Source organism: Clostridium fessum, assembly GCF_003024715.1.
Taxonomy (GTDB): Bacteria; Bacillota; Clostridia; order Lachnospirales; family Lachnospiraceae; genus Otoolea; species Otoolea fessa.
Genome location: NZ_PYLO01000001.1, coordinates 305,838 through 331,571 on the forward strand (window position 1 = coordinate 305,838; position 25,734 = coordinate 331,571).

Annotated in this window: 28 protein-coding genes and 1 pseudogene; 13 read left to right on the forward strand and 16 right to left on the reverse strand. The window is 43.8% G+C overall.

Features of this window, described 5'->3' with window-relative positions; translation table 11 throughout:
* Positions 1-80: 80 nt before the first annotated feature.
* The 9 genes from C7U56_RS01470 (at position 81) to C7U56_RS01510 (ending at position 9,054) form a co-directional block, all read left to right on the forward strand.
* Positions 81-1,484, forward strand: coding sequence for a biotin/lipoyl attachment domain-containing protein (locus C7U56_RS01470; protein ID WP_106999860.1), 1,404 nt, complete (start codon positions 81-83; stop codon positions 1,482-1,484).
* A 41-nt stretch (positions 1,485-1,525) separates the two neighbouring features.
* Positions 1,526-2,224 carry a YggS family pyridoxal phosphate-dependent enzyme gene (locus C7U56_RS01475; protein WP_106999861.1) on the forward strand — a complete coding sequence of 233 codons (699 nt, stop codon included), beginning with the start codon at positions 1,526-1,528 and terminating at the stop codon, positions 2,222-2,224.
* A gap of 4 nt (positions 2,225-2,228) precedes the next feature.
* Positions 2,229-2,738, forward strand: a complete 510-nt coding sequence (locus tag C7U56_RS01480; RefSeq protein ID WP_022358650.1) for a cell division protein SepF — start codon at positions 2,229-2,231, stop codon at positions 2,736-2,738.
* 149 nt (positions 2,739-2,887) lie between these two features.
* Positions 2,888-3,646: a YlmH family RNA-binding protein gene (locus C7U56_RS01485; protein WP_233430144.1), complete on the forward strand. Its 759-nt coding sequence runs from the start codon at positions 2,888-2,890 to the stop codon at positions 3,644-3,646.
* 21 nt (positions 3,647-3,667) lie between these two features.
* Complete coding sequence (gene aroB, locus C7U56_RS01490; RefSeq protein WP_106999862.1) at positions 3,668-4,777, forward strand: 3-dehydroquinate synthase; 1,110 nt, start codon at positions 3,668-3,670, stop codon at positions 4,775-4,777.
* A 22-nt stretch (positions 4,778-4,799) separates the two neighbouring features.
* Positions 4,800-5,324, forward strand: a complete 525-nt coding sequence (gene lspA, locus C7U56_RS01495; RefSeq protein WP_106999863.1) for a signal peptidase II — start codon at positions 4,800-4,802, stop codon at positions 5,322-5,324.
* Positions 5,324-6,244: an RluA family pseudouridine synthase gene (locus C7U56_RS01500; protein WP_353956895.1), complete on the forward strand. Its 921-nt coding sequence runs from the start codon at positions 5,324-5,326 to the stop codon at positions 6,242-6,244. The genes lspA and C7U56_RS01500 overlap by 1 nt, the downstream gene beginning before the upstream one ends.
* A gap of 161 nt (positions 6,245-6,405) precedes the next feature.
* Positions 6,406-7,053 (forward strand): cytidylate kinase-like family protein, encoded by a 648-nt coding sequence (locus tag C7U56_RS01505; RefSeq protein ID WP_022358645.1) that lies wholly within the window; start codon positions 6,406-6,408, stop codon positions 7,051-7,053.
* A 144-nt stretch (positions 7,054-7,197) separates the two neighbouring features.
* Positions 7,198-9,054 (forward strand): NlpC/P60 family protein, encoded by a 1,857-nt coding sequence (locus C7U56_RS01510; RefSeq protein ID WP_106999865.1) that lies wholly within the window; start codon positions 7,198-7,200, stop codon positions 9,052-9,054.
* Positions 9,055-9,401: 347 nt separating this feature from the next.
* Here C7U56_RS01510 and C7U56_RS01515 read toward each other — a convergent pair whose 3' ends face one another.
* Positions 9,402-9,632: a hypothetical protein gene (locus C7U56_RS01515; protein ID WP_106999866.1), complete on the reverse strand. Its 231-nt coding sequence runs from the start codon at positions 9,630-9,632 to the stop codon at positions 9,402-9,404.
* 104 nt (positions 9,633-9,736) lie between these two features.
* On the opposite strand from C7U56_RS01515, the gene C7U56_RS15515 reads away from it, so the two are divergent.
* From C7U56_RS15515 to C7U56_RS01530, 3 genes are all read left to right on the forward strand, one after another.
* A complete protein-coding gene (locus tag C7U56_RS15515) occupies positions 9,737-10,111 on the forward strand; it encodes a hypothetical protein (RefSeq protein ID WP_181357140.1) in 375 nt (124 codons plus the stop codon).
* Positions 10,112-10,404: 293 nt separating this feature from the next.
* Positions 10,405-11,244, forward strand: coding sequence for a tRNA lysidine(34) synthetase (locus C7U56_RS01525; protein WP_106999867.1), 840 nt, complete (start codon positions 10,405-10,407; stop codon positions 11,242-11,244).
* Between the two features lies 1 nt (position 11,245).
* A complete protein-coding gene (locus C7U56_RS01530) occupies positions 11,246-12,301 on the forward strand; it encodes a tyrosine-type recombinase/integrase (protein WP_106999868.1) in 1,056 nt (351 codons plus the stop codon).
* A 260-nt stretch (positions 12,302-12,561) separates the two neighbouring features.
* Here the strand turns inward: C7U56_RS01530 and C7U56_RS01535 are convergent, their stop codons facing one another.
* The 8 genes and pseudogenes from C7U56_RS01535 to C7U56_RS01575 form a co-directional block, all read right to left on the reverse strand.
* Entirely contained in the window at positions 12,562-12,924 is a 363-nt protein-coding gene (locus C7U56_RS01535; protein ID WP_106999869.1) for a helix-turn-helix domain-containing protein, read from the reverse strand.
* Between the two features lie 277 nt (positions 12,925-13,201).
* Entirely contained in the window at positions 13,202-13,492 is a 291-nt protein-coding gene (locus tag C7U56_RS01540; RefSeq protein WP_338108839.1) for a DUF4491 family protein, read from the reverse strand.
* A 172-nt stretch (positions 13,493-13,664) separates the two neighbouring features.
* Positions 13,665-13,940: an Ada metal-binding domain-containing protein gene (locus tag C7U56_RS01545; RefSeq protein WP_233430145.1), complete on the reverse strand. Its 276-nt coding sequence runs from the start codon at positions 13,938-13,940 to the stop codon at positions 13,665-13,667.
* A 39-nt stretch (positions 13,941-13,979) separates the two neighbouring features.
* Entirely contained in the window at positions 13,980-14,399 is a 420-nt protein-coding gene (locus tag C7U56_RS16255; protein WP_227589513.1) for a zinc-ribbon domain-containing protein, read from the reverse strand.
* A gap of 89 nt (positions 14,400-14,488) precedes the next feature.
* Complete coding sequence (locus C7U56_RS01555) at positions 14,489-14,860, reverse strand: DUF2500 domain-containing protein (protein WP_106999873.1); 372 nt, start codon at positions 14,858-14,860, stop codon at positions 14,489-14,491.
* A gap of 288 nt (positions 14,861-15,148) precedes the next feature.
* Complete coding sequence (locus tag C7U56_RS01565; RefSeq protein ID WP_007888235.1) at positions 15,149-15,751, reverse strand: Type 1 glutamine amidotransferase-like domain-containing protein; 603 nt, start codon at positions 15,749-15,751, stop codon at positions 15,149-15,151.
* A 270-nt stretch (positions 15,752-16,021) separates the two neighbouring features.
* The gene (locus C7U56_RS15520; protein WP_181357141.1) at positions 16,022-16,159 is read right to left on the reverse strand and encodes a hypothetical protein; all 138 of its coding nucleotides are present in this window, start codon (positions 16,157-16,159) and stop codon (positions 16,022-16,024) included.
* A 132-nt stretch (positions 16,160-16,291) separates the two neighbouring features.
* Positions 16,292-16,402, reverse strand: a pseudogene (locus C7U56_RS01575) (AraC family transcriptional regulator); the annotation flags it as partial.
* 11 nt (positions 16,403-16,413) lie between these two features.
* On the opposite strand from C7U56_RS01575, the gene C7U56_RS01580 reads away from it, so the two are divergent.
* The gene (locus tag C7U56_RS01580) at positions 16,414-16,572 is read left to right on the forward strand and encodes a helix-turn-helix domain-containing protein (protein WP_333489807.1); all 159 of its coding nucleotides are present in this window, start codon (positions 16,414-16,416) and stop codon (positions 16,570-16,572) included.
* A gap of 366 nt (positions 16,573-16,938) precedes the next feature.
* Here C7U56_RS01580 and C7U56_RS01585 read toward each other — a convergent pair whose 3' ends face one another.
* From C7U56_RS01585 to C7U56_RS01620, 7 genes are all read right to left on the reverse strand, one after another.
* On the reverse strand, positions 16,939-17,370 hold the full coding sequence (locus C7U56_RS01585) for a secondary thiamine-phosphate synthase enzyme YjbQ (protein ID WP_106999876.1): 432 nt from the start codon (positions 17,368-17,370) through the stop codon (positions 16,939-16,941).
* A complete protein-coding gene (locus C7U56_RS01590) occupies positions 17,360-18,226 on the reverse strand; it encodes an amidohydrolase family protein (RefSeq protein ID WP_106999877.1) in 867 nt (288 codons plus the stop codon). The genes C7U56_RS01585 and C7U56_RS01590 overlap by 11 nt, the downstream gene beginning before the upstream one ends.
* Positions 18,227-18,259: 33 nt before the next feature.
* Entirely contained in the window at positions 18,260-19,060 is an 801-nt protein-coding gene (locus C7U56_RS01595; RefSeq protein WP_106999878.1) for a PfkB family carbohydrate kinase, read from the reverse strand.
* Between the two features lie 526 nt (positions 19,061-19,586).
* On the reverse strand, positions 19,587-20,990 hold the full coding sequence (locus C7U56_RS01605) for a glycosyltransferase family 2 protein (RefSeq protein WP_106999879.1): 1,404 nt from the start codon (positions 20,988-20,990) through the stop codon (positions 19,587-19,589).
* Positions 20,987-21,565 (reverse strand): HEAT repeat domain-containing protein, encoded by a 579-nt coding sequence (locus C7U56_RS15425; RefSeq protein ID WP_147352096.1) that lies wholly within the window; start codon positions 21,563-21,565, stop codon positions 20,987-20,989. The genes C7U56_RS01605 and C7U56_RS15425 overlap by 4 nt, the downstream gene beginning before the upstream one ends.
* Before the next feature lie 509 nt (positions 21,566-22,074).
* Positions 22,075-24,249, reverse strand: coding sequence for a hypothetical protein (locus C7U56_RS01615; RefSeq protein ID WP_106999881.1), 2,175 nt, complete (start codon positions 24,247-24,249; stop codon positions 22,075-22,077).
* Between the two features lie 3 nt (positions 24,250-24,252).
* Entirely contained in the window at positions 24,253-25,734 is a 1,482-nt protein-coding gene (locus C7U56_RS01620; protein WP_181357142.1) for a CotH kinase family protein, read from the reverse strand.

Here is a 25,734-nt window from a genome sequence, read left to right on the forward strand (position 1 = left end):
GTGGATTTTTGTCTGGTAACTGTGAAACTGCAGAAACAGCTGCCAGAGAAGTACATCGGGAAAAGGGAGGATAGAGCTGCATGGCCAAAAACAAGAAAATTGTACGCTACAGAAAGCCATTGAATATCAATGTAGGCATGATCATTTTTGCCATGATTTTCGTCTATCTTTCTTTCAGTGTCTATACATATCTCAGGCGGGATCACGTCCAGTTTTATGAGGTCGTCGAGGGAAGTATTGTAAATAATAAAGAATACAACGGAATCCTGTTTCGGGATGAGACAGTGGAAAATGCACCGCAGACCGGGTACGTCAACTATTATGTGCGCGAGGGAAAGCGGGCAGGCGCTGGGGCGCGCGTCTATTCGCTAGATGAGACCGGCGAGCTGGGGAAATTTTTGGAAGAAAATCAGTCCTCTGGGGTGTCCCTGTCAGCAGAAAATCTGGCTGATTTGAAGAAACAACTCAGTTCGTTCTGTTTATCCTACAACGATCAGCGCTTTGAAAGCGTCTACGACGCCAAATATTCTTTGCAGGCTTCGGTTGCAGAGTATATGAATTTCAATGCGCTGGGCGATATGGATGCACAGCTTCAGGCACAGGGTATCAATTACAAACAGATATCGGCGCCCCAGCCGGGTATTATTTCCTATGTGACCGATTCTTTTGAGGGGGTCGCGCCGGAGGAGGTGACGGCGGATTCGTTTGACCGGAGTCAATATACGCGGCAGGTGGGACGAGCTGGGGAACTGATCGAGGCGGGCACGCCGGTGTACAAGATCATCACATCGGAGAACTGGAGTATCGTGTTTCAGATGGATGACAAGGATAAAGAGCAGTTTGCCGATCAAGATACACTGACGATCGAGCCGTTGGGAAGTGATATGAAATTCCGGGGAAATTATTCGATGTTTACCGGTTCCGATGGCAATCTGTATGGACGCCTGGATCTGGACCGTTACATGATCCAGTTTGAATCCGAGCGTTTTATGAACTTCGAGATCTCCAGCGAGGAAACGCAGGGACTTAAAATTCCGGTATCATCGGTGATGGAGAAGGAATTTTATACCATTCCAGTTGATTATATGACAACGGGCGGTAACGCTACTGAAGATGAGGCTGGCTTCAATAAAGAAGTTTACGGCGAAGGCGGAAAGGCGTCGATTGAATTTGTCACGCCGGAGATTTACAGCTCGACCGATGAGTATTATTATGTCGAGAAGAGCGACGATGGGCTGTTAAAGAGCGGCGATTATCTGGTGAAGCCGGATTCAAACGAGCGCTTCCAGGTAGGACCGACGGCAAAGCTGACAGGTGCTTACAATATTAATAAGGGATACGCGGTGTTCAAGCAGGTGAAAGAACTTGCAAATAGCGGTGAATATTACATTGTAGAAAAAGGAACCAAATATGGATTATCGGTTTATGACCATATCGTGTTGGATGCCAGCACCGTATCGGATGGCCAGATCGTATATCAGTAATGATATTTCCAAAATATAGAGATAAGGAAGGTGTATCACATATGGTTCAGGAACAGTTAGAAGAAGTACGTCAGAATATACGGAACGCCTGCGAGCGGAGCGGACGGAAGGTGGAGGATGTCACGCTGATCGCGGTCAGTAAGACAAAGCCGGTGCCGATGCTTCAAGAGGCATATGATGCCGGCGCCAGAGATTTCGGCGAAAACAAGGTGCAGGAGATTCTGGAGAAGGAACCGCAGCTGCCGTCTGATATCCGTTGGCATATGATTGGACATTTACAGAAAAATAAAGTCCGTCAGGTAATTGACAAGGCAGTTCTGATTCACTCCGTCGATACGGTGGGACTGGCAGAGCAGATCGAAAAAGAAGCGGTCAAACGTGATCTGGACGTTTCTATTCTTCTGGAGGTCAATGTCGCCGGAGAAGAGTCCAAATTTGGTTTTGCCCCGGAAGAAGTCGAGGAAGCGGCACGCGAAATTGCAAAGTACCCGCATGTCCACATACAGGGACTTATGACGATTGCACCATTTGTAGAGAATTCGGAAGAAAATCGTGGTGTTTTTAAAAAATTATATGAATTATATGTTGACATGAAACGGAAAAACATTGATAATGTTACTATGAATGTCCTTTCGATGGGAATGACCGGAGACTATCAGACAGCGATTGAAGAAGGTGCAACTATGGTAAGAGTCGGTACGGGCATTTTTGGAACCAGGGCAAAGATAGGAGAGAAATAGGGTTATGAGTATTCTGAACAAATTAATGGATACAATGCGTCTCACAGAGAATGATGACGATTACTTCGATGAGGAAGATTACGAAGAAGAAAAACCGGTGATTAAGAAGCGTTCTTTCGGCAAGAGGGACGAAGAGATGGATGATTACCGCCACGAGGAGGAATCTAAGCCGCGTTTTCTGCCACGTTCCTCTAACAATAAGGTAGTGCAGATGCGCCGCAGCATGGAAGTATCTCTGATCAAACCTACTTCCATGGAGGATACGAGAGAGATTTGCGATTACCTGCTGGCTGGAAAAGCTGTTGTTTTAAATATGGAAGGAATCCACATGGAGGTTGCACAGCGTATCATTGATTTTACCTGTGGCGCGACCTATTCGATGGATGGAAATCTCCAGAAGATTTCCAATTACATTTTTATTGCGACACCGTCATCGGTTGAGCTGTCCGGCGACTTTCCCGAACTCTTAGCAGACGGTTCCATGAATGTTTCCGGGATGAATCTCCACTTCTGATACTGATATACTCCCAGGTTCGCTATATATCTGAACCTGGGAGTATTTATTATACAATCGGAAATTTGTGTGATTTCTGATTGTATACAGGCTCTCTGAGCAGGAGCACACTTTATATAAGCACTTTCGAACAGGAGTAGAAACACGCGATGCTGCAGGAAAAAGAAGAACAGCTTTTAAAAAAGAGAATGATAGAACTGGCCGGACTCTGTTATCAGCGCGATATACAGACAAGTACCGGCTTTTTGTCGTTAAATGAACAGACGATCTTTCACTCGATCGAGAAGACGCTGCCGCCGGTGCGGACTTGCCTGACGGGTGGCTTTGAGGGCGCAGAGCGCAAACTTCTTTGTTTTCTGGCTTCGTATGACGATGAGGAGTTTGGACTTCCGATTGCCGTGTTGGAGGTCATTCCGGCAAACCTGCGTTACAGTGAGGCGCTGACGCACCGGGATTATCTCGGGGCGCTCATGAACCTGGGGATTGAGCGCAGCTGCATCGGGGATATTCTGATGAAGGAAAATGGCTGCTGCGTCTTCTGCCAGGAAAAGATGGCGGATTATCTCTGCCAGGAACTCACGATGGTGCGCCACACCTCTGTGATCTGCCGCAAGGCGGACGCGACGGAGCCGATCACACCGAAGATGGAGCGCGTGAGTGGAAGCGTTGCATCACCGCGTCTTGACAGTGTGATCGCGATGGTATTTTCATCCTCCCGCACGAAGATACTGCCGCTCATTGAGGGTGAAAAGGTGTTTATTGACGGGAAACAGGTGACTTCCCCGGCGGTGCAGCTTAAAGAGGGCGAGATTGTATCTGTGCGCGGCATGGGAAAATTCCGCTTTGCCGGGAGCGGGGGATTGTCGAAAAAGGGACGTCTGTATGTTTATGCGGATAAATATGTGTAAAAAAGAAAGGACTGAAAACAAATGACAGCTGTAAAGAATGAGAAAATGAATCGCGTAACCGTTCACCTGGACGAGAAGCCGATCTATGATATTGTGATGACCGAAGATTTTTCGGCACTTCCGGGTGAAATCGAAAAATTCTCCATTTCAAACCGCCGTCTCTGCATCGTGACGGATTCGAACGTAGAAAAATTATATCTGAATGAGGTAAAAGAACTTCTGGCGCCGTGCTGCAAGACGGTAATTTCGTTCGTATTTCCGGCGGGCGAGGAGCACAAAAACCTCGACACCGTCCGGGATTTATATGAGACCTTGATTTTGAACCATTTTGACCGCAACGATATGCTGGCAGCACTCGGCGGCGGAGTTGTGGGCGATCTCTGCGGATTCGCGGCGGCGACTTATCTGCGCGGCGTTGCCTTCATGCAGATTCCGACGACGCTTCTTTCCCAGGTGGACAGCAGCATTGGCGGCAAGACGGGCGTTGATTTTGACGCGTACAAAAATATGGTTGGCGCGTTTCATATGCCGAAGCTGGTATTTACCAATATCAATACGCTTCAGACGCTTCCGGACAACCAGTTTTCCGCCGGTATGGGCGAGGTTATCAAACATGGTCTGATCAAGGATGCGGCATATTATGAGTGGCTGCTTGAAAATGCGGCAGATATCTGGGCGAGAAAGCCGGAGGCACTCCGCAAGACAGTGACCTGGAGCAATGAGATCAAGCGTGCTGTGGTAGAGAAGGATCCGACCGAAAAAGGCGACCGTATGCTCTTAAACTTTGGTCATACGCTGGGACACGCGATCGAGAAGCTGAAAAACTTTGAACTTCTGCACGGTGAATGCGTGGCACTCGGCGCGCTGGCAGCGATGAAGCTGTCGGAAAACCGCGGCATGATCAAACCGGAGGAAACAAACCGCTTCAAAGAAGCACTGGGAGAATTCCATATCGGTACGCAGGTATCCGGGCTTGAGAAAGATGCGATTGTGGCAGCGTCCAAGAACGACAAGAAGATGGATTCTGGCATCATCAAATTTATTCTCATTCATTCTATCGGCGACGCCTACGTGGATCGCACAGTAACCGAGGACGAGATGAAACAGGCACTCGATCAGGTGCTGGTATAATAGCAGGAAAGGAATCAGGTGCATGAACACGAAATTACGACAGTTCTTTATCTTTTTTATCGGGCTGGGAGTCAGCATCGGACTGGATCAGTTTACAAAACATCTGGCAGTTGTCCATCTGAAAGGGCAGAAGCCATTTGTGCTCATTAAGGGTGTGTTTGAATTTTATTATTCTGAAAACCGCGGCGCTGCTTTTGGAATGCTGCAGGGACGGCAGGGATTCTTCTTCCTGATTGCAGCGGCAGTCATTCTGGCAGTGTTGTGGGCGGTTTACCGGATGCCGGCAGGGAAACGGTATCTGCCGCTGATGTGCAGCTTGTTTCTGCTCGTATCAGGCGCAGTTGGCAATATGATCGACCGTCTGACACAGAAATATGTGGTGGATTTCCTGTATTTTAAGCTGATTGATTTCCCGATTTTTAATGTGGCAGACTGCTATGTGGTGATCGCGACTTTCTCGCTGATCCTTCTGTTTTTCTTCTTCTATTCGGATGAGGAACTGGAATTTCTTTCTTTTAAAGGTGCGAAAAAGGAGTCGGGGCGATGATGCAGGAATATCTGGTTCCAGAAGAGGCGGCTGGAACCCGCATCGATAAATTTCTGGCGGACGCCTGCCCGGATCTGTCCCGTTCCTTTTTGCAGAAACTTCTGAAAGAGAGCAGCGTGACAGCAGATGGAAAAGCGGTTAAAAGCAGTTTCAAGGTAAATGGCGGGGAAACTATCGCCTTTGAAGTTCCAAAACCGCAGGAGGCGGCGATCGAGGCGGAAAATATCCCGTTGGACATTTTGTATGAAGATTCGGATATAATTTTAGTCAATAAGCCGAAGGGGATGGTTGTCCATCCGGCGGCAGGGCATTATACGGGGACTCTGGTCAATGCGCTGATATACCATTGCAAGGATCAGCTCTCCGGCATCAACGGAGTCATGCGCCCTGGGATCGTCCATCGGATCGATATGAACACGACCGGTGTGCTGGTGGTGTGCAAGAATGATTTCGCCCATAATTCACTTGCAGAACAGCTCAAGGTGCATTCGATCACCCGCGTGTATTATGCCATCGTATTTGGCAATCTGCGCGAGGATGAGGGCACTGTCCATGCACCGATCGGGCGTCATCCGACGGATCGCAAGAAAATGAGCATCCACTCCAAACAGGGGCGCGATGCGATCACGCATTACCGCGTACTGGAACGCTTCGGGGCGTATACATTTATCGAGTGCCGCCTGGAGACGGGACGCACACACCAGATCCGCGTCCATATGGCAAGCATCGGTCATCCGCTTCTGGGCGATGAGGTGTACGGTCCGGCGCGGCAGCCATTTTCACTGGAAGGGCAGACCCTGCATGCGGGAGTCTTAGGCTTTATCCATCCGCGGACTGGGGAGTATGTGGAGTTTTCTGCGCCGCTGCCAGCGTATTTTGAAGAACTGCTGGAGAAGCTGCGGAAAAAAGCTGGAAAGTAAAAGTGACGTGAATAGTAAGATCGTTCTAATTCGTATACACATTCTTTTCAGATAGTTTATTTCTGTGTCGCTAAGAAATACCTTTTATTCCGAAAAAATGATGACTTTTCAGATAGCTTGTGTTATAATAAAGGCAGAACTTGAAAGGAGTTGAGGGAGACATGAAAAAAAATTTAGTAATTACAATCGGTCGCGAATGCGGCAGCTCCGGAAGAGCGATTGGACGAAAACTGGCGGAATCATTGGGAATCAAGTGCTATGATAAAGAGCTTCTTGCACTGGCAGCGAAGAACAGCGGTCTCTGTGAAGAGCTTTTTAAGACGCATGATGAGAAACCAACCAACAGCTTCTTATATTCACTGGTAATGGACACCTATTCGATGGGTTATAATACATCGGCTTATATGGATATGCCGATCAACCACAAGATTTTCCTGGCACAGTTTGACACGATCAAGAAACTGGCAGATGAAGAATCCTGTGTCATTGTAGGACGGTGTGCGGACTATGCGCTGGCAGATTATCCGAACGTAGTGTCTGTTTTCATCTGTGCAGATGAGGAAGTGAAGATTCAGGAATTGATGAAACGTCACAATATTACCCGCGATAAGGCAAAAGATGTGATGATCAAGACCGATAAGCAGCGTTCTGGTTATTATAACTATTATTCCAGCAAACGCTGGGGCAGCTCCAAGAGCTATAACCTCTGCATCAACAGCAGTGTCGTAGGCATCGACGGTGCCGTAGAAATTATTAAGGAATTCGCCAAAAAGAAACAAGAATTTCTTAAGATAAACGAGAACGCATAAAAGTATAATTAAAACCGGTGTGTTTGAATTTCTGGTGAAGAATCAGAAAGGACGCATCGGTTTTTTGCGCCTGGATGTTTTGAAGATAAGATTGCGTTGGGGTATAAAAACAAAATAGTTACTTAAGATTTTGAATGTAGATACATGAAGAAAATGATGATGAAAGAAAGACATTCTTATATAATCCGAACGGCGCTCATGGCGGCATCGGGTATTTTATTGTGCGGGATTGCCGAAGCAGTGCGCCCGGAGGTGGATTTATCAGTCGGTGTGCCTGCTGATAAAGTTGTGATTGCAGATGGGATTTTAGACCAGGAGACACAAAATGATACAGACGAATCCTTCTGCGACCGTCTGATGAAGAAAATGGTACACCCGATTCACATGGCATCCCGGTTTTTAAATGGTCTGGGGGCAGACTCGGAAGAATATGTTCCGTCGGAAACGGAGTATAACCTGATGGCGCTCCGGACGGAAGAGAGCGCTGTTGATTTGTCTGATCCATTGGCGGCATTTGAGTCTCTTCCATGGTATAAACTTGCAAAACAATTCCGGAGTATGGGGACAGAAGATACCTGGGGCGCGAAGATGTACGAAGCGCTTGGAGCGAGGGATGCACAGTGGATATCGGAGATCTACGGGTGGATCCAGACGACACCGCTTACAGCTTCCCAGAAAATGGGACTGCCAGCTGCGCAGGTACTCGGCAGCTATGATCCCTCCAATCCAGAGCATAACGCGCAGGACCCGGCGAGCTGGGTAGTTCCAACTTGGAAAAATATCCGTTTCCAGATATGCGACGGAGACGGAAAGCCGACGTCCCTCGCATCCAATGCGACCGATATTTTGTCCATGGCAAACGTATATACATATAGCCTGGACTGGAAAAATACAGACCTGTTCAATACCTATATCAATCAGCTCTGGACCAGTTCCCACCAGTACCACGTGAGCATTAGCAATGTGTATTACTGTGAGGGCTGTACAGAACTGCCGGACGAGCCGGCGACAGAGGAAACAGCAGATGACGATGTGGAGAGCGGCAGTGCAGCAGGAGAGGCATCCTCGGAGGCTTTAGATGCCCAGGGCGCAGGAGACGGTCAGACAGCGGCAGAGGAGCCGTTAACGGAGAGCGAGGCGGCATCCACAGCAAATAATTATGTCAAACCGGCACAGGGACCGGGGGCTTCCACACAGGAGCAGGCAGCCGAATCAAAAGCGGCTGCGTCCCCGTCAGAGGCGACGTTCAGTGCGGAGAGCGCTGCGGCAGTTACATTAAATGAAAACGGAAAATATTGCCCGGGACACGTTGATCTGACCATTACCGTTAAGACAACCGGTCTGAAAGAGAAGCATAATCTGTTTGCGCTCGATGGAACGGGAAATCAGACTGTCGGGAACTGGCAGGGTTGGACGGAAGAAAAACAGACAGCCGCCCAGACACTCGCTGCTCAGGATTGGCAGGAAATGTACGGGCTTGCCAGTTCAGAGTTTGCACTCGGGAATCCGCTGACACCGGCAGAAATTGCGTCTTACCTGGATTTACTTCCAGAGGATTTATCACCGGAGCGGCGTGCCGTTATCACATGCGCGCTCAATTCCGTTGGCAAGATTCCATATTATTATGGAGGAAAACCGAGTACAGCAGGACTTTCCGGCAATCATTTTGCCAGCGTGACAAGCCCGGATTACAAGGGACGGATTTTGTCAGGGCTTGACTGTTCTGGATGGGTCAACTGGGTATACTGGACCGCGCTTGGCAATAGAATGGGTGCCGCCAGCACCTACGAGATTGTGCGGACAGGACGGGCGATCAACAGCGCAGAGCTTCAGCCGGGCGACTTGCTTGTCCAGCTTGGCGGTAATTCGCACGTTGTAATGTTTTTAGGCTGGAACGCAGACGGAACCATACTGGGCGTACATGAATCCGGCAGTGCAAGCAATGTAACGGTCGGAAAGGTCCATACGGTCTGGCCGTATTACCGGGCGTTTTTGGATTAAGAAGTGAATAAAGAATAAAATGAATATGAATTAGTCATAAGGGATTTTGAGCTGGATGGATGTTGCCTTTGTTTTTTGCTGGAGTGTTTGCTGGTAAATGGCAAAGGCGGCATCCATCCATTTTGTGTTTAGGTTTGTTTTTATGCTGAAATACGATATTGAATAATTCATAAAATGATTTATTTACAAATAAAGGGAAACATGGTATGATAGGAAGATAGATAAAACTATTCGTGAAAGCCTACTTTATCGAATAGTTGAAAAAGAAAAATACGGTATATTAGGCAAACTGTTTTTAGTCTGCTTAATATACCGTATTTGATATTTATAGGATGCATTTCATCCTCTTAACGAACTGTCATAAAGAAAATGACTCCCGCCATAGCTACACAAGCAATTCCCCATTTTAGGAAACGCCATAGGGGGATTAATATGTCACCCAGCACTATAACTCCGGGAAGTCTCTGCCCGCCGCCTGGTAATTCCTTTTTGTCCTCTGGGACTGGTGGCAATCCCAGAGGTGTTTCTTCGTAGAATACAGGCTTCTTGTTTCTTCCTGGTTTAACGTGAATAATCATATCATTTCCCCCTTGTGCGTCTTATTGCTCCATGTCTTGTGCTATCAAGTCTTTGATATATCCGCTTAATTTCTTATATCCTTTAGATTCCATGTGTTCTAGTATTGCTGGATAGTCTTCTTCACGAATACGTGATTATTTTTGAGGAATTTCGTTCAAGCGTTCGAATTGGGGATATGCTGAACTTCTTAGACGGTTATCCGCTTGAATTACCTTGCCGTTATGCGAACAAAGTCGCTTGCTATACAAAAGTGTATGTTATCACGAATATTCCGTTGACGGAACAATATACACAGCTCCAGCGGGAACAACCGGAAACATGGTGCGCTCTCCTGCGTCGCTTTCATCATGTGATTCATTATACCTCGCATGACATTTTGAAGCACAATATTCACTTTGTCGGCGATGGTTTTGTGGAACTGCTTGATGATGAGAATCAGCCATTCGATAAGGTTCAAATCTCTTCTATTGCTGGATAGAGAAAATCGTGTTAGAATGATAAACGCTAGAAACTATTCGTAAAAGTAAACTAAAATGTAATAGTTGGATAAATTTCAACTAGTTCGATAAAGTAAACTTTCACGGAACAGTTCCGAAACCCGCGCGCTCCCTTAGGCGGAAAACGAATGGTCGCGCGCCGGAACTGCCGCTTCGTCTCCGCCTACTCTTTCGTGAAAGTGGGACTTTATCGAATAGTTTGAAATATAAATATGTGTATGCACTTAATCTGTTTGCTAAACTATTCATTCGTTATATTTGAAAGGATGTTCTCATGAAACTTCAACGTCTTCTAAGTTTAACCCGCCAGGCAGTTGATGACTATCGTCTGATTCAATCCGGCGATAAAATAGCTATCGGTATTTCTGGCGGTAAAGACAGCCTGACACTTTTATATGCTTTACAGGGGCTTCGCCGGTTTTACCCGGAACCATTTGAACTTTGTGCTATTACAGTTGATCTGGGCTTTCAGGCGCTTTCTCCGGAGGTTTCGAACCGGTTGTCGCCGACGCTTTCATCGGATGCGGCTGCATTTGATTTAAAACCGGTTCAGGAGCTTTGTGATGAATTAAACGTGCCCTACACGGTCGTTCCGACGGAAATCGGCAAGATTCTCTTTGAAACCCGTCAGGAATCCAATCCATGTGCGCTCTGTGCCAAGATGCGAAAAGGCGCTTTAAATGAAGCGGCTCTGAAACTTGGCTGTAATAAAATCGCCTATGCACATCACCGCGACGACCTGATCGAAACCATGCTTTTATCCCTGATTTATGAGGGACGTTTCTATTCCTTCTCGCCGAAAAACCATCTGGACAAAACGGGATTAACTCTGATCCGCCCGCTGATGTATGTCCAGGAAGCCGATGTGATCGGATTTAAAAACAAATACCATCTTCCAGTCTGTAAAAATCCATGCCCGGTAGATGGAAAAACAAAACGCGAGTATGTGAAGCAATTAACAAAGAAACTCAACCATGATTCACCGGGGGTAAAAGATCGCTTTTTCCATGCGATTATTGATGGAAACAATCCCGGATGGCCGGAACGGACCGATCGCCATCTGAAAAATTTGATACATTCGGACCTTTCATCATCACCAAAGGAGGAATTGTGATATGGCTGTACTCTCCTACCACGAACAGGAAGACATCGAAAATACAAAACGAATCCGAGGCATTCTGAAAGAGCTGCCACCGTTCTGTACCGATTTCTTCCGCGGCATTGAACCACGTACATCGGCGCGCACTCGGCTTGCGTATGCCTATGATTTAAAGACATTTTTTGATTTCCTGAAACAAGCAAATCCAGAGCTTAAAACAAAGGAGCTGCGTGATTTTCCGCTTTCTATTCTGGATGAAATCAAGTTGATGGATCTGGAAGAATATATGGAGTATCTGAAATGTTATTCGACCGAAAAACGTGAGGATCTGATGAATACAGAGCGGGGTATCATGCGGAAAGTCTCGACGGTCAAGAGCTTTTACAACTACTTTTACCGGACCGAGCGGATTCAGAATAACCCCGCTTCTCTTCTGCAGCTTCCCAAGATTCATGAAAAAGAAATTATACGCCTCGATGTTGACGAGGTGGCGCGTTTCCTGGATGAGGTTGAGGATGGCGAATGTCTGACCGAAAAACAGAAAGCCTACCATGCAAAGACCAAGCTGCGAGATCTGGCGATGATGACGCTTCTGCTTGGTACGGGGCTTCGTGTATCAGAATGTGTCGGACTGAATATCAACGATGTTGATTTCCGAAACGGTGGTCTTAGGATTCATCGAAAAGGCGGAAAGGAAGTCATCGTATATTTTGGTGCCGAGGTAGAATATGCGCTTCAGGACTATCTCAGCGAGCGTGAACATATTGTCCCAGAGGAAGGCAGCGAAGAAGCACTCTTCCTCTCCATGCAGCGTAAGCGCATTAACGTACGCAGTGTGGAAAAAATGGTCAAAAAATACGCACAGCTCGTCACACCGCTAAAAAAGATCACGCCACATAAGCTCCGCAGCACCTACGGCACTAATCTGTACCGTGAAACCGGCGATATTTACCTCGTCGCGGATGTTTTGGGACACAGTGATGTCAATACGACGAAGAAGCATTATGCGGCGCTGGAGGATGAACGGCGGCGAAGCGCAAGGAATAAGGTGCAGCTGAGAGAAAAAGAGTAAAGGGCAAAAAAGGCAAAAAGTAAAAAAATTTTTAGGTAAAAAAGGCTAATTTCGTACTTTATTTCCGTGTAAAGTGAAAATAGTATTTTGCTAAAATAAAGTTCAAAATTCATATTTGCCAAGAAAACCGATGACCTCGACTGCTTATAGTCTATGCCATCGGTTTTCCTAGTTCAAGCACTCTCACTCTGCTTCATCTGTGTCTCAATAACTTCGTCTAAGTTGGCTGCTGTAGTTTGTTCACTCATAGCCTTCTGCCTCTAATAATAAACACTGCAAAGGTTTAAAATATCCTGCAACAGATCATACTCCATCTTTGCCTTATCATTCATTTGATAATTTATCAGAGCCTTTTGCGAGTACATCGCATCTACGCTTTGCGTTTTCGTTGAAAATTCCATCAAAGTATCCGGGCCAATGCCCAAACTGGTAAAAATTTTATTCAAATGCTTATCGAATGAGCTTTTACTATCTATCTCGCCATTTAAAATTTTATCTAAAGTAGGTCGAGAAATTTCTGTCTTTTTGCAGAACGATACCTTAGAGAATCCATTGCCACTGATGTAGTCCTTTAATTTTATTCCTGTCAGTTTTCTCATTTCAAAAAGTTCATCAAAACGCACTCTCTATCTCTCCCAGTAACAAATTGTCAATAGTTTTTTAATCACTTTTCTTAAAAAGGAAAAAAATAAAACGTATAGTAAACGCTATGGTGCGTTGACAACGTATAGATTATTTCCATACGCTCTATCTCTCATTTCGTAAACGCTCCATAGCAAGTACCTTGCCAGCCCAAAGTGCTGCAACATGGTTTTGCAAGCAATAATCCGCAACGTTCGCTCCTCCAGTATTCACCTGTAATCTCCATACCGCCATCTTCTCATCTCCCCGCTTTCTTCTTTAGTGCTTATTCACCTTCCGCTTCGGGAACCATCCTTTTTCCACTCTTTTTTCCTGTTCTTTCAGTTCCTTAATGCTCCAAAAGCAACTGACGCCCAAAACACCCAGGGAAACCGACCAAAGTATTTCCTGCATTCTTACGGATAGAATCATACACAAAATGCCCACCAGCAAAAATACCGGCCAACAGCGGCTTCCAAAGTAATACTCCGCATATATAACAATAGGATGGAACAATCCAATCAGAAAAAAGGTAAGCACACCAATCAATATCCCACTAAAATTCATCATAACTCCTTGTCCTTTTCCTTATACAAACAGCACATTATCGCAGACCGGCGCAACTTATCTTCTGCGTGCAACAGTCGCCCTCAACAGCATATCCAATATGCGCAAAGAAGAAGTATTGCAATATAGAACTACAACCGTCCTCTTCCATATTTTTTAAATATCTGACACATTTTTACGGATTGCATTTTTTACACGGATCATAACCTGCAGCAATCAGCGCATCCCTACTCTCTGATGAGGATTTTTTATTACTCTCCTTCATCTGTTTGACCGATGAACAGGACGGCCGATGAAATTTCTTTGTATTGGTATTGAGGATATAGGATTCCGTGCTGGTCTGCTGAGAAGCTGCCTGCGTAACAGCCTGTGTGGCCTGCTCTGTTTCTGCCGTCTTGTTTGTTCCAGAAGCCGAGCTGTCCCCCGTCGCATAATTGATGTTAAAGGTCACTTTACCCATTTTGAGGGATGTAAAGTGACCTTCTCTTAGTCAAATATAATGCCGTTCCTTTCTTCGCAAACCTTTACAGAAAGTACAAGCATCCATGTTTCGTTTTTGATAAAGAATCCGTTGCTTTGGTGAGCACTTATAATCGTGTGCACACACTGGGCATGTCCAACAAACAGGTGTTATGCAATTATCCAAAATCTGATCAGGATCACATAACAAATAGTTATCCAAATGGTTCCACTCATTCATTAAATCCGGATGCAATACGGCAAAGGAATTAACACCCGGAAGAACTTCTTTCATTGAACAATACACACAATCCACGTTTCCCGTTGCCATATCTCGAATAGAACTTATATATTCGCCACCACAATCAGGGCATTTCCAGAGTGCTCGGTAACATGAATTATTTAAATAATGTGACATTGGTTCTTCATTATTAGAAGACCATCGCGACATTAATTCTGGATTCGTTAACTTGAATTGACATAAACTTTTTCTTAAAATCACCTCCTCGTCTACTTCCTTTCACACTATCACCTCCAGAATCACACGCGCTCAAATGACAGATATCTCGTTCCCTGAAACGTAAGTTTCCCAATGTCGCCTTCCGCCAGCATTCCATATTCTCTGCCAGAAACCGACAGTTCCATCCGGTCACCGCTCTCTACCTGAAACGTGACATAGTAGCTGGTACTTGAAGTCGAATGGTAGCCATGAGTTCCAGACAGGTCACCCGCATTTGCATGGCTATGATGTGTGATATTTTCACGCTTTGCGACGATGGTTGCACTCACCGACAAACGCGGTGACTGATTGTTTTTATGCCATGTTCCGATTCCTGTCACAAACTGGAAGATGATCATGCCAAAAACCATTACGAAGATAATCGGAAACATAAACTCAAACAGCATAAACATATAGCTCACCTCTTCTTCATCTTTCGTCCAATGATTACTCTGAGCACAAAACATACGACAATCACGAAAAGCGAGGCAGCGATATACAGTAATGCTTCTGTATACCACGGTGCAGAATACGATTCGTATAGTTTCGGAAAGCGCTTATACCCATAGAAATCCATACCCGTTTTAATCACAATTATGTAGAAACTCGCATAGATAATATATTTTAATAAATCGTATAGTCCATCGTCTCCGCGATATTCTGTTTTAACCTTTTAGCATCGGCAAACTGAAATTTTCAAATTAGTCTTTGCAAATAACCTTTGAATCTTCACCATCAATTACAATTCCCTGACGGTTGTTAATTGGGCATAGATTCAAATCCGAAAACTCAGTCATTATTTTCTCGGTAACTTTCTTAAATGGTGCTGTAAGATAATGCGGAAGAACATAGAAATCAATCAAATCAATCCCTGCATCATCTTCTTGTGAGTAGTCCTCCGGCTTTTCATCCATTTGCTCGATATATTGGATGCTTGGAGCGCATATAATTGCGCCTGCCGACTCGCCGATCATCAATTTTCCATTTGCCAATTCCTTTTTCAGCAGTCCATCAGTTCCCGTTTTACGGAGCTGGTCCATAAGAAAGAAAGAATTTCCGCCGGTAAAATATATCACATCTGCTTCTTCAAAAACAGACTGTATCGTTGAATAAGCCTCCGTTGAAATATCAATTTCAGTTACGATTGCTCCCAACTTTTTGAATAATTTTCGAGCCGAGCCGACATAACCGGTGTAGCCTTCACGCAGTGAAGCTGTTGGAATAAATGCGACTTTCTTATTTTCAATTTCTTCCTTTATCAGACTTCCTACACTTGAAAAGTGCGAACATAAAAATAGTTTCATCAATATTCTCCTTTATAAATCCCGACTTGTTACTCACATTATATCATATTTTTTCTTCAGTTACATCCACCAAATTTTAGTACACTGCCATTCGGCTTGCTTCTGTAACCGGCATCCGTTTAATCTTCTCCTGCATTGTTTCCTTTGTATCTTCATTGATTTCTATACGGATTTCCCTTATGTTTTGATTAAGAATACCCTCTCAATGTATGAAAGGCCGGTTCAATTATATGTGTCTATTTTAATTCTGGAAACAGTTTCTCCAATTCTTCATGAAATGTCCCATTCCTTAATGGTTTGCCGCAGCGTCTCGATGGTCTGCGTTTTCTGCTCATTGATGTTCCGGTTTACAGCCTGCATTTCTTCCTCGGTTGTAGTAGATTCCTGCCAGCCTCTGTTCACGATCATTTTTCTGGATCTTCTGTTGGTTCTGGAAGTCTCCGGCTGCTTTTCCTATAACGGTATGGGTTTCCGTCTGAAACTTCCGTTCCGGATTTTCCTTTGTGGATACAGAAAGCTCTTTTCCATTAATAGAACCGTTTATAACAACATATCTTTCACGCATTTACTCCGATAGTCACTCGGCGATATTTTGTATCTTTCTTTAAATGTTCGGTTAAACGTTCTTTGACTTTCAAATCCACTATCCAGTAGGAATCCGAATCACCAATGCTCAGATTTTACTTGAAACAACAACTTATTCCATCAATGAGATTTCTAAGATTGTTGGGTATGATAACCAGCTTTATTTCAGCCGACTCTTCCACAAGCTAAAAGGATATTCACCTAGAGAATACCAAAAGATAAGAAATAAGTTCTGAAAACCATAATATTATAAGAATCCAATTTATTTAAAAAGAGGATTAAAAATGTTACATTCCTAGTTTTCTTATCACAAGTTGCTTCTAATACATGATTCCCCTTAAATAAAAGATAATATAAAAAGGTCACTTTACCCATTTTGAGGGATGTAAAGTGACCTTCTCTTAGTCAAATATAATGCCGTTCCTTTCTTCGCAAACCTTTACAGAAAGTACAAGCATCCATGTTTCGTTTTTGATAAAGAATCCGTTGCTTTGGTGAGCACTTATAATCGTGTGCACACACTGGCATCGAATTCGATACAGAAGAATAGCGCCTCACTTTGGCAAAGCAAGGCGCTATTCTCTGTTACAGGAAAAATCAGGTTATTCTCCCATGATCTGAACCGTATATTTTCTTATCTTCAGTCCATCGAACTCCACAAAATAAATATCCTGGGCACTTCCGCCCGCTGTTTTTCCATCTATTACCGGAAGCACACAATGATTTCCGCAAAGCATTGACTTCAAATGTCCCGGGGCATTTCCGCTGCAGGTTCCATAGCTTGGGAGCATATGGGTATGCACGTAATCTCCGTCTGTTGGTATCAACCGTTCCAGCGTCAGTTCAATGTCCTTTTCCACACAGGGAAGGCTTTCATTTATCATAATCGCCGTAGTCGTGTGCATGGATATGACAAAAACAACTCCCGCTGTGATTCCGCTGGCAGCCACGTCCTTTTGCACCTGATCTGTGATTTTTACCATTTCAAATTCCTGTCTGCTGGCAATTTCATGCGTATAAGATTTAATAATCATAGCCTCTTCCTTTCATTCCCAGAAACACTTCCGCATTCTCTCCCAGGATTTTTTTCAGCACATCTGGACGAAGATTTAGTTTTTCCAGACCGTCCTTTGTTCTGACCTGGCGAAATCTGGGGAGGTTGGATCCATACATCACCTTATCCATCAGATTATTCTGCAGCCATCCCGGAGCCATATTTTTCAAGAAAATCTGTTCATAATAGTTTTTGGGGCTGTCCATAAATACCGTCGCCGTATCTGTATAAACATTGGGATACTTTAACAACAGCATGCACAGCTCATCCACCCAGGGCCATCCCAGATGCGACAGGCAGAACCGAAGCGTCGGATATTCCACGGCGATATCTTCAAACAAAATCGGACGTGTATATTTTGACGGGGAATCCGGTTCCCAGCTGAAGCCGCTGTGAAACAGCACCGACTTGTCATACTTTGTGCACAGATCTAATAACGGTTTTAACCGTCTGTCATCCGGATACATATTTAAATGGGATAAATTCAGCTTCAGACCCATCAAATTCAGCTTTTCAAACGCGTCCTTCAGTTTTTCTGCCGCACATTCCTCTCGCGGATCGACACTGGCAAAGCCGATAAAGCGTTCCGGAAACAATTCTACGATCCTCTTTACTTCTTCGTTTGACACAATCGGCTGTCCCATCGATGCAGAATAATCTTCCGCAAGAATTACCGCCCGATCCACTCCGGCATGATCCATCACGGCCATGACCTGCTCCATGGGCACAGGAGATGATTTGTACAGGCCAAACGCCTTCTTTCTGAAATTCACCCTGTCCGAATCTGTACAGATCGGCCCAAATAACACCGGGTGTACATGTACATCAATAATCACGAAACGACAACTCCTTTCTCTCCAAAGCTTCCTTTACACATGATAAGGTTCAAATATACTGACAATCTCAGCAGCCTTTTTCGCGCCGGAAAGCATACATTCCGGTATGCTCCTGCCCCGAAGAATTCCGCTCATAAAGCCGGCGCCATAGGAATCTCCCGCGCCTACGGTATTCACCAGCTTCGGTGCCGGTATGCACGGCTGTCGATAAAACTCTGTTCCGTCAAAAGCCAGAGAGCCTCCTTCCCCAAATGTGGCAAGCAGCACCTCGGCTCCCATGGAACAGCCCATCCGCAAAAGCTCTCTTACCTCCTCGGTCTCCTCTTCAAATGAAAAAATACCATAATTGATATTTTTTAGAATGGTCGGAACATCCTCATGCCGATACCGCTTAGAAAAATCAAAATAGATCTTCGTTCCCTTGCTTCTCATGTCCTTCAGCAATCCTGTCACATTCCACGAAAGATCGGTATGAATGTAATCCTGTGTCCGGATAAAATCCATATCCTCTCCCGTTGGCTGATATGGAATCATGACTCCTTTTTCCGCCCTGTGATGCACCCGGTCTCTGCCATTTAACAGCATCTCTATCACTGCCGTCTGTCCCCCGGGAACAATGGTAACATGCCCGGTATCTACCTTCCTTTTCTGACACGCTTCCAGCATAGACTGTCCATAGGCATCATCTCCAATCGCCGTCACCACGGACGGCACAAGCTCGGGAACCAAATCCATCAGATTAAACATCAGATCGATTCCATTGCCTGTCGGGTAACTGATATTTAAGTTTTTGTATACATCAATACAGGTGAATCCTACCGCTGCAAACCGCATAGCTGCTCCTCCCTCTGTTTATCTTCGTCACTGCATATACATTTTTAAATTCCGTACATTTTTCTTATCATGTTCAAACGGATTAAAATAATATGCAGCATCTGCTCCAAGCACTCCGGCATACGCTGCAAAATTCAGCGTCTGCCCCCCAGGAAACATGGTTTTTAAATGGATGTACTTATCACATACATTGTCCCCAATCCCTATTACCTTCATTTCCTCAGCTTCTTTAGTCGAATTCCTCTTCAATCGATTGATTATATATCATTATATAATGTTATGATATCATATTAGTGTTTCTGAATCATTTTGTCAATAGGATTTTATAAAAAAACAAGAAAAAAATGCAGCCACATTGAGCCTGCGCTCAACATGTCTGCATCATTCCTTTTTCTCTTCTTTTATTCCTCTATTCTTCTTCTCTTTTTCTGTTCTTCTTTATGTAACATGGATTATTTAAATAATGTGACATAGGACGCAATTCCTCCCGTCGTTTCGATCAATCTAAATTGACATAGTAATAAAATTATATTCCGTTCATTTTCTTTCTTTCCAGTTTACCCCAGTTCAGTTTGTTCTTCTTGTATCCCACAAATGCAGTCACACGGACAAATGCCAGATAAAAGCGGAGAAAAGTTGTTTCAAAAAAACAAGCAACAATAGCAAGGATCAGTTCTCGAAAAGAAAGCTTCTGGTCAATGGTATAGATTCTTGAAAAATATGCAGTTAATGTAAGTAAAATACCATACAGGGCATAGCAGGCAAGAAATGCCAGCATAAATTTCACATTCAGCATATCCATCATCACAGATAAAACCATTGTAAGTATACCAAAAAATTCAATAAATGGTGACAATAATTCGTAAAACAGAAAATAAATATAGGATAAAAGTCCTACAGCTCCGTACCGTGGGTTTGCCAGCATTTTACGGTGTCCCCACATACACTGGAACAATCCTCTCTGCCATCTTTTCCGCTGCTTGCCCAATTCACTTAATTTTTCCGGTGTTTGCGACCAGCAGATGGCATCCTGTGCAAAATCAATCTTATATGGCTTACGATTCATGCGGCTGAATTCATGAAGTTTGACTACCAGTTCCATATCCTCGCCCATTGTACTGCTGTCATATCCGCCTACGGCAATCACTGTTTTTTTCTCAAATAATCCAAAAGCTCCGGATATGATCATGTTTGCATTGATTTTATCCAACAGGATACGTGCTGCCAGAAAAGAACGGTCATATTCCAGGGATTGCATTCTTGCTATTATATTTCTAGGCAGCCTATATTTTATCACATGACCTTTTTTTATGACAACACCATTGGCTGGACGGACACTTCCACCAACGGCTATTACATTTTCGTCCTCCAGAACCGGACGAACGATTTTCTCCAGCGAATCATGCTGTAAAATAGAGTCCGCATCCATGCAGATAAACCAAGGATACCTGGCTGCATTGATTCCGGCATTTAGGCTGTCTGCTTTTCCGCCGTTCTTCTTGCGGATCAAAGTAATGGGTACTTTCTGGTTCGGGCATTCATAAACATCTTCCTCGGGCTGACATTGGATTAGATGACGGATCGGGCGCGCCACTCGCTCCATATGAAATGCATCAATCAGGATCTGAGATGTTTTGTCTTTAGAACCATCATCTATCACTATAATTTCATATAGTTTATAATCCAGGTTGAGAAGTGAAGTAACTGTGTCCTTCACCGTGATCTCCTCGTTATAAGCCGGAACAAGAATGGAAACAGGTATGTAATAGCTTTGCCACAGTTTATTGTGCAGCTGTTCAAGGCGGTATGATTTGTACAGTTCAATTGCTCCTGCTACAACCGACAAAAACAAAAAGCTGGAATATCCAATCAGATATATAATAAAAAACAGATTGACACATTCCAGAAAAAAACGAAATGCATCGGTCATAAACCCGCCCTCCTTTGTGCTTTTGCTGCATCCAACTGGTACTCTAACATTTCTTTTGCATAGCGGTCATTTCCCTGTAAAATATCAGCTAATGCGTCCCTATCTGTATTCAGAACTGCAAGGCTTTTTGCAGCATTATGCCGGACATACCAGTTTTTACTGGAAATCTCTTTTTTCAAAATTTCCAGTGTCTGCGGTCCGGGATACACAGCAAGAGCGGAAATACAGGCATTCTGCAATTCCCAGAACCCTTCCTTTTCTTCTTCGGCGTGATGAAGCAAAAAAGAAACACTTCTTTCATCCTGATATCTGCCAAAATAGCGGACACATGCGATCTGAATTTCCATATCCTGGCTTGTTTCCAACATAGACAGCATTTCATCCTTCCAGTTTGACGATGCATATCGAATATAATCCAACAGGTTTACCTGCATCCTTGGATGAAATTCACTCAATTTTTTCCAAAGGAGTGGTATCAGTTCTTCTTTTTTATTAAAGGAAAGAAGTCCATCTGCAAGTATTTTTTTATGCGGAAGCAGCTGCTCATTTGCATTCAGGAATTCCAATGCCTGCATAATTGCGTGTATATCTTCTGAACTGTATAACGCCCGCAAAGCATTCTCTCTGCAATAGAGACTTTTATTTCCAAGCAGGTCAAAAAGAAATGGGAAAACAATTTCCTTAGCCTGGAATTTCGTCATATGAAATATGGCAAATACATAAGCCAAGCAGGCTTTTTCCATATCCGATTTTCTTTTATAAACTGGTATCAGTTCTTCCATCAGCCGACTTACAGATGCTATTCCCTGCTGGAATTGTTCCGGCATACGGTTTTCAACTTTATATAATGCTTCACTGAACGTCAGAAGTCTACTGGTTGACTGGAGCTCTTTAACCAGCCTTTTTTCCTGCTTTTTATTTTCCGTTATATTATCTAAAAACAGCTGTCTGTATTCTTCGCAATATCGTTGTTCCCTCCTTTTCAGAACACAGGAACGATATCTTGAAACTATCTCTATAAAGCAGTTAAACAGAATAATCCCCACACAGACAATAAAATAAAAAACAATCACAAATTGTGCTATCATTCGTGTTCCTTTCCTGTCCAGTATGTCTTCAGAACCTGGTATGCTTCTTTTAATCTTTCATGGTAAGATACTGTATTTTCCCATCCTTTCAGTTTAAGCCGTCCCATCTCGATAGTATTTCCTTCTCTGCCAAGACCTATAAACATCTCTTTGATCCCCACTGCTTCAATGCCATAATTTCCGTCATAATAATCATCATGAATTTGCATTCGGGACGGATCAGAAAAATTCAGCAGCTGCCATGGGATTCTAATTTCCACATCATCTCCGTTACAGATAAAATCTGCCCTGGAATCATAAGCAGATGCAGATGGATTTCCATTACCATAATACAGCTTTCCACTTTCAAAGGTTCTTAACGGTGTGGCAGCATCCTGATACTGACCAATAACATCCCGTAATACCATGCAGATATTTTCGAATACAGCGCTATCCCGAGCCGGTGGATCAATATAAGAATCTTCTCCTGTAATATCTTCCTCATAATTGGCATGAATGGGATTATACCGATCCTGAACCAACAGACGAGTATTATCTTTTCCATTCAAGATCAGTACAAAATCTGTAGGTCTTTCAAATTCTGCTGTACAATTTTCCATACGGGTACTGCCTGTTTTAGGGGTCGTATCAACCGGAACATACAGCGTGTCATTTTCCAGATCAAAGCCCTTTTTATGGAGATATAAATAAACATCGGAGGCATCATACTTCACACTGATGAAAGAGCCGTCTTCATATTGGATCACCATATCCTTATCTGTCCATTCGGAAGTATCCCCGTCCACGTAACAAACACTTTCTTTTTCCCCACAGTCAAATGCCAGCAAGCCAAAATGCTGGTCATTTGTCTGAGCATCTTCCCAGTAAATATTACGGCTTAAATCTACAGCATACATGGTATTCCAGGTATGCTTGAACCATTCATCCTGCCAGGAATAGACACAGCCTCCGGAAAGTCCGGCAGCCATAATGTCTTCATAACAATCTACCAGAATCTTTCCCTGTTCTTTTTCAGAATAGTATCCAAGTCCTCTGCTGGTCACCTGATTCTCCTGAATCTCACCTCGTCCTGTGGCTGCACCAAATTCAACAGCCAAAACCGGCATTGTATGATGTTCGTTTAAAAGTCTTAAATATGCCCGATAAGTATTCCGTTTTCCGTCAGGAGTGATACAGTCACTAAAGTCGATCTTTTTATCAGACAAACTGTTCCATGTTGTGTATTCCATACAGGAAAGGTAATCCTGATCATATGGAGATGCACTGTAGCTGGCAAACTGACCTGATATAAATTTATCAGTTGCAGTTATATGTTCTGCGTCGATCCGGGCACATTTTCGGAAATATTCTGCAATCTCTTTAGGATAATCAAAGGGATCTGTTGCATTTCCACTGGAAAAGGAGATCAGACGCTGCTCATCATATCTTGTTGATTCATAGTACAGCATCCTGTCACCTGTTTCTGCAAGCAGGGATTCAAAGGCAGAGGCATCTTTTGAAGCAGTAAGATAGGTTCCTTTATACGGTTCCATATCCGGATATTTCTCATCTGTATATGCAACGGTTGTATCTTCCCATCCATTTCCGATAATATATCCCAGCACCCATTTCGAGATATCGTGTAAATAAAGTCCTGTACTTGTATCTGCATCATTATTGATGATAAGTCGTTTTCCATGGATCACATCTACAGTGACCAGGCAATTATCCAGAAGCTTTCCTGCAAAGGAGTCGGCATATGCATCCACTAGGGAGTTCTGTATATAATCATTTACCCAGATTCCCTGAAGTAAATATAACGGCTCCTCATGTTGGGAATTGTATTCATAGAACGCTTTATAAAAAGACGGATTCTGGACAGAATAGACTCTCAGCGTATTTGCTCCTGCTTCCTGGATCAGCTGAAACCAGCGCAGATAGGTTTCTTTGGTAATCGCATAATCTGTAGACCATTCACCTGGAATACCGCTTCCCATGTCAATTCCTCTGACTTCAAATGGTTTCCACTTATCTTTGTCCTTTATAAGTATCTCTTTATTCTCAGTCCGGACAAATGTGTTTATATGATTGTCCCGGCCTGAGTCCACATAAAATCCGCCATAAAACACAGCTATAAATCCAATAAATACAAGCAGAATGATGGCAGATATACTGATAATAAATCGTTTCATATTTTAATCATTAACCTCATTATACTGCTTTACACGGGAGGATGCTGAATACTGACGCAGAGTCTCAATGTTTTCATCCAGCCATTTTCCTCTGTTTCGCAAGTAACCTTTTAACTGTCCTTCAGCGGCAGATCTACTGTCAAGATTTCTCGATACCGGAACCAGAAGTCCCTTTGCCTGCTGTTCCACACTTCCCCATCGTGCATCGTTTCTTGCAAGAGCTGGTGCGATAAAATCAAGGGTTTCATCGATATAACGATAAAGTGATTCCTCACTTAACAGACCTTTTCGCAAGGAATGATATCGCTGGATGATCCGTTCAGTAAAATCCTCATCTTTGATAAGCATTTCAAACCATAATCGGTTGTTCAGGAAAAATCCTGTATAAGGAAGTTCCTCCTCGAAATAGTTATTGCAGGCATTATTAAAATCCCATACACACATACGATACAGATTATCGGTTCCCTTATAAATATAAGTGGAATAGTTTCCGGCATCTGCATTACTGGAAAGCTCATTGATTATAAAGTAATCTACAAAGCTGTCTACATCTATCATAGAAGTGTAGCCATGTTTTTCCCTGTCATAATCATATGAATACAGAGTTTTTTCAAAATTTGAAAAATCCTGCCGGATTTCTTCTGTCAGTCTGGCATCTCTGTTCCTGCTTCCGGGATATTCTATCTGCAGCAGGAAGGGGGTTTTGTAGGTATACGTTGTAAAGCTGTTTAAAGCTGCTTCGCCCGCATGCTGATGATCCAGGCGAAGCAGGTATCCGGAAAATGCGCTGCGCTTGGCATTTACACGAAGTCCCAGCCTGGCGCCATCTTTTCCGCCGGTTATCATTTCAGTCATTACATATAGACCTTCATATTCACCATTAAGAATTACTTCGCAGAATCTTACATTTGGCGCATAAGACATCATTTCTCCGGCAAGATTGTAAAACATATAATTTCGTATGGCTGTTTTATCGAGCCAGGGACCGTATAATACCCATTCATGGTGCGCATCCATTCCCATAATGGAAAGCGGATTGTTTTCCCCTTTTTTATCTACAAGTCTGATGGCATAGCTTGGCTTATCAAACTTTCTTGAGGAATTACCTCTCATTCGTATACGGATTTCAGAAGATACATCTGCCGTTTCATTTGCATGATGGTACTCTTTGCTGTCATTCCCAATTATATCCATCTGAGCAGCAATTGTAGTTTCCCCATCCGTAGCGCGTGTATAAATGCGGTTGTTTCCATCATCCTTAATGGGTCTTCCCGGGATTTCCATCCCATCTGTATCAATTTTGACAATCGGAAGATATGTACACAGACCGCCATCCGCAGGATCCGTACATGGTTCCTGGGGAATTTCCTGTTCATGCTGATGAATTCTCTCTGTTTTTCGGTAGTCCTTATAAGACAATGGCGCAAAAACGGCAATCAGGATAACCGCAAAGCAGCATATAAATCCTATTATTTTGTATTTCAT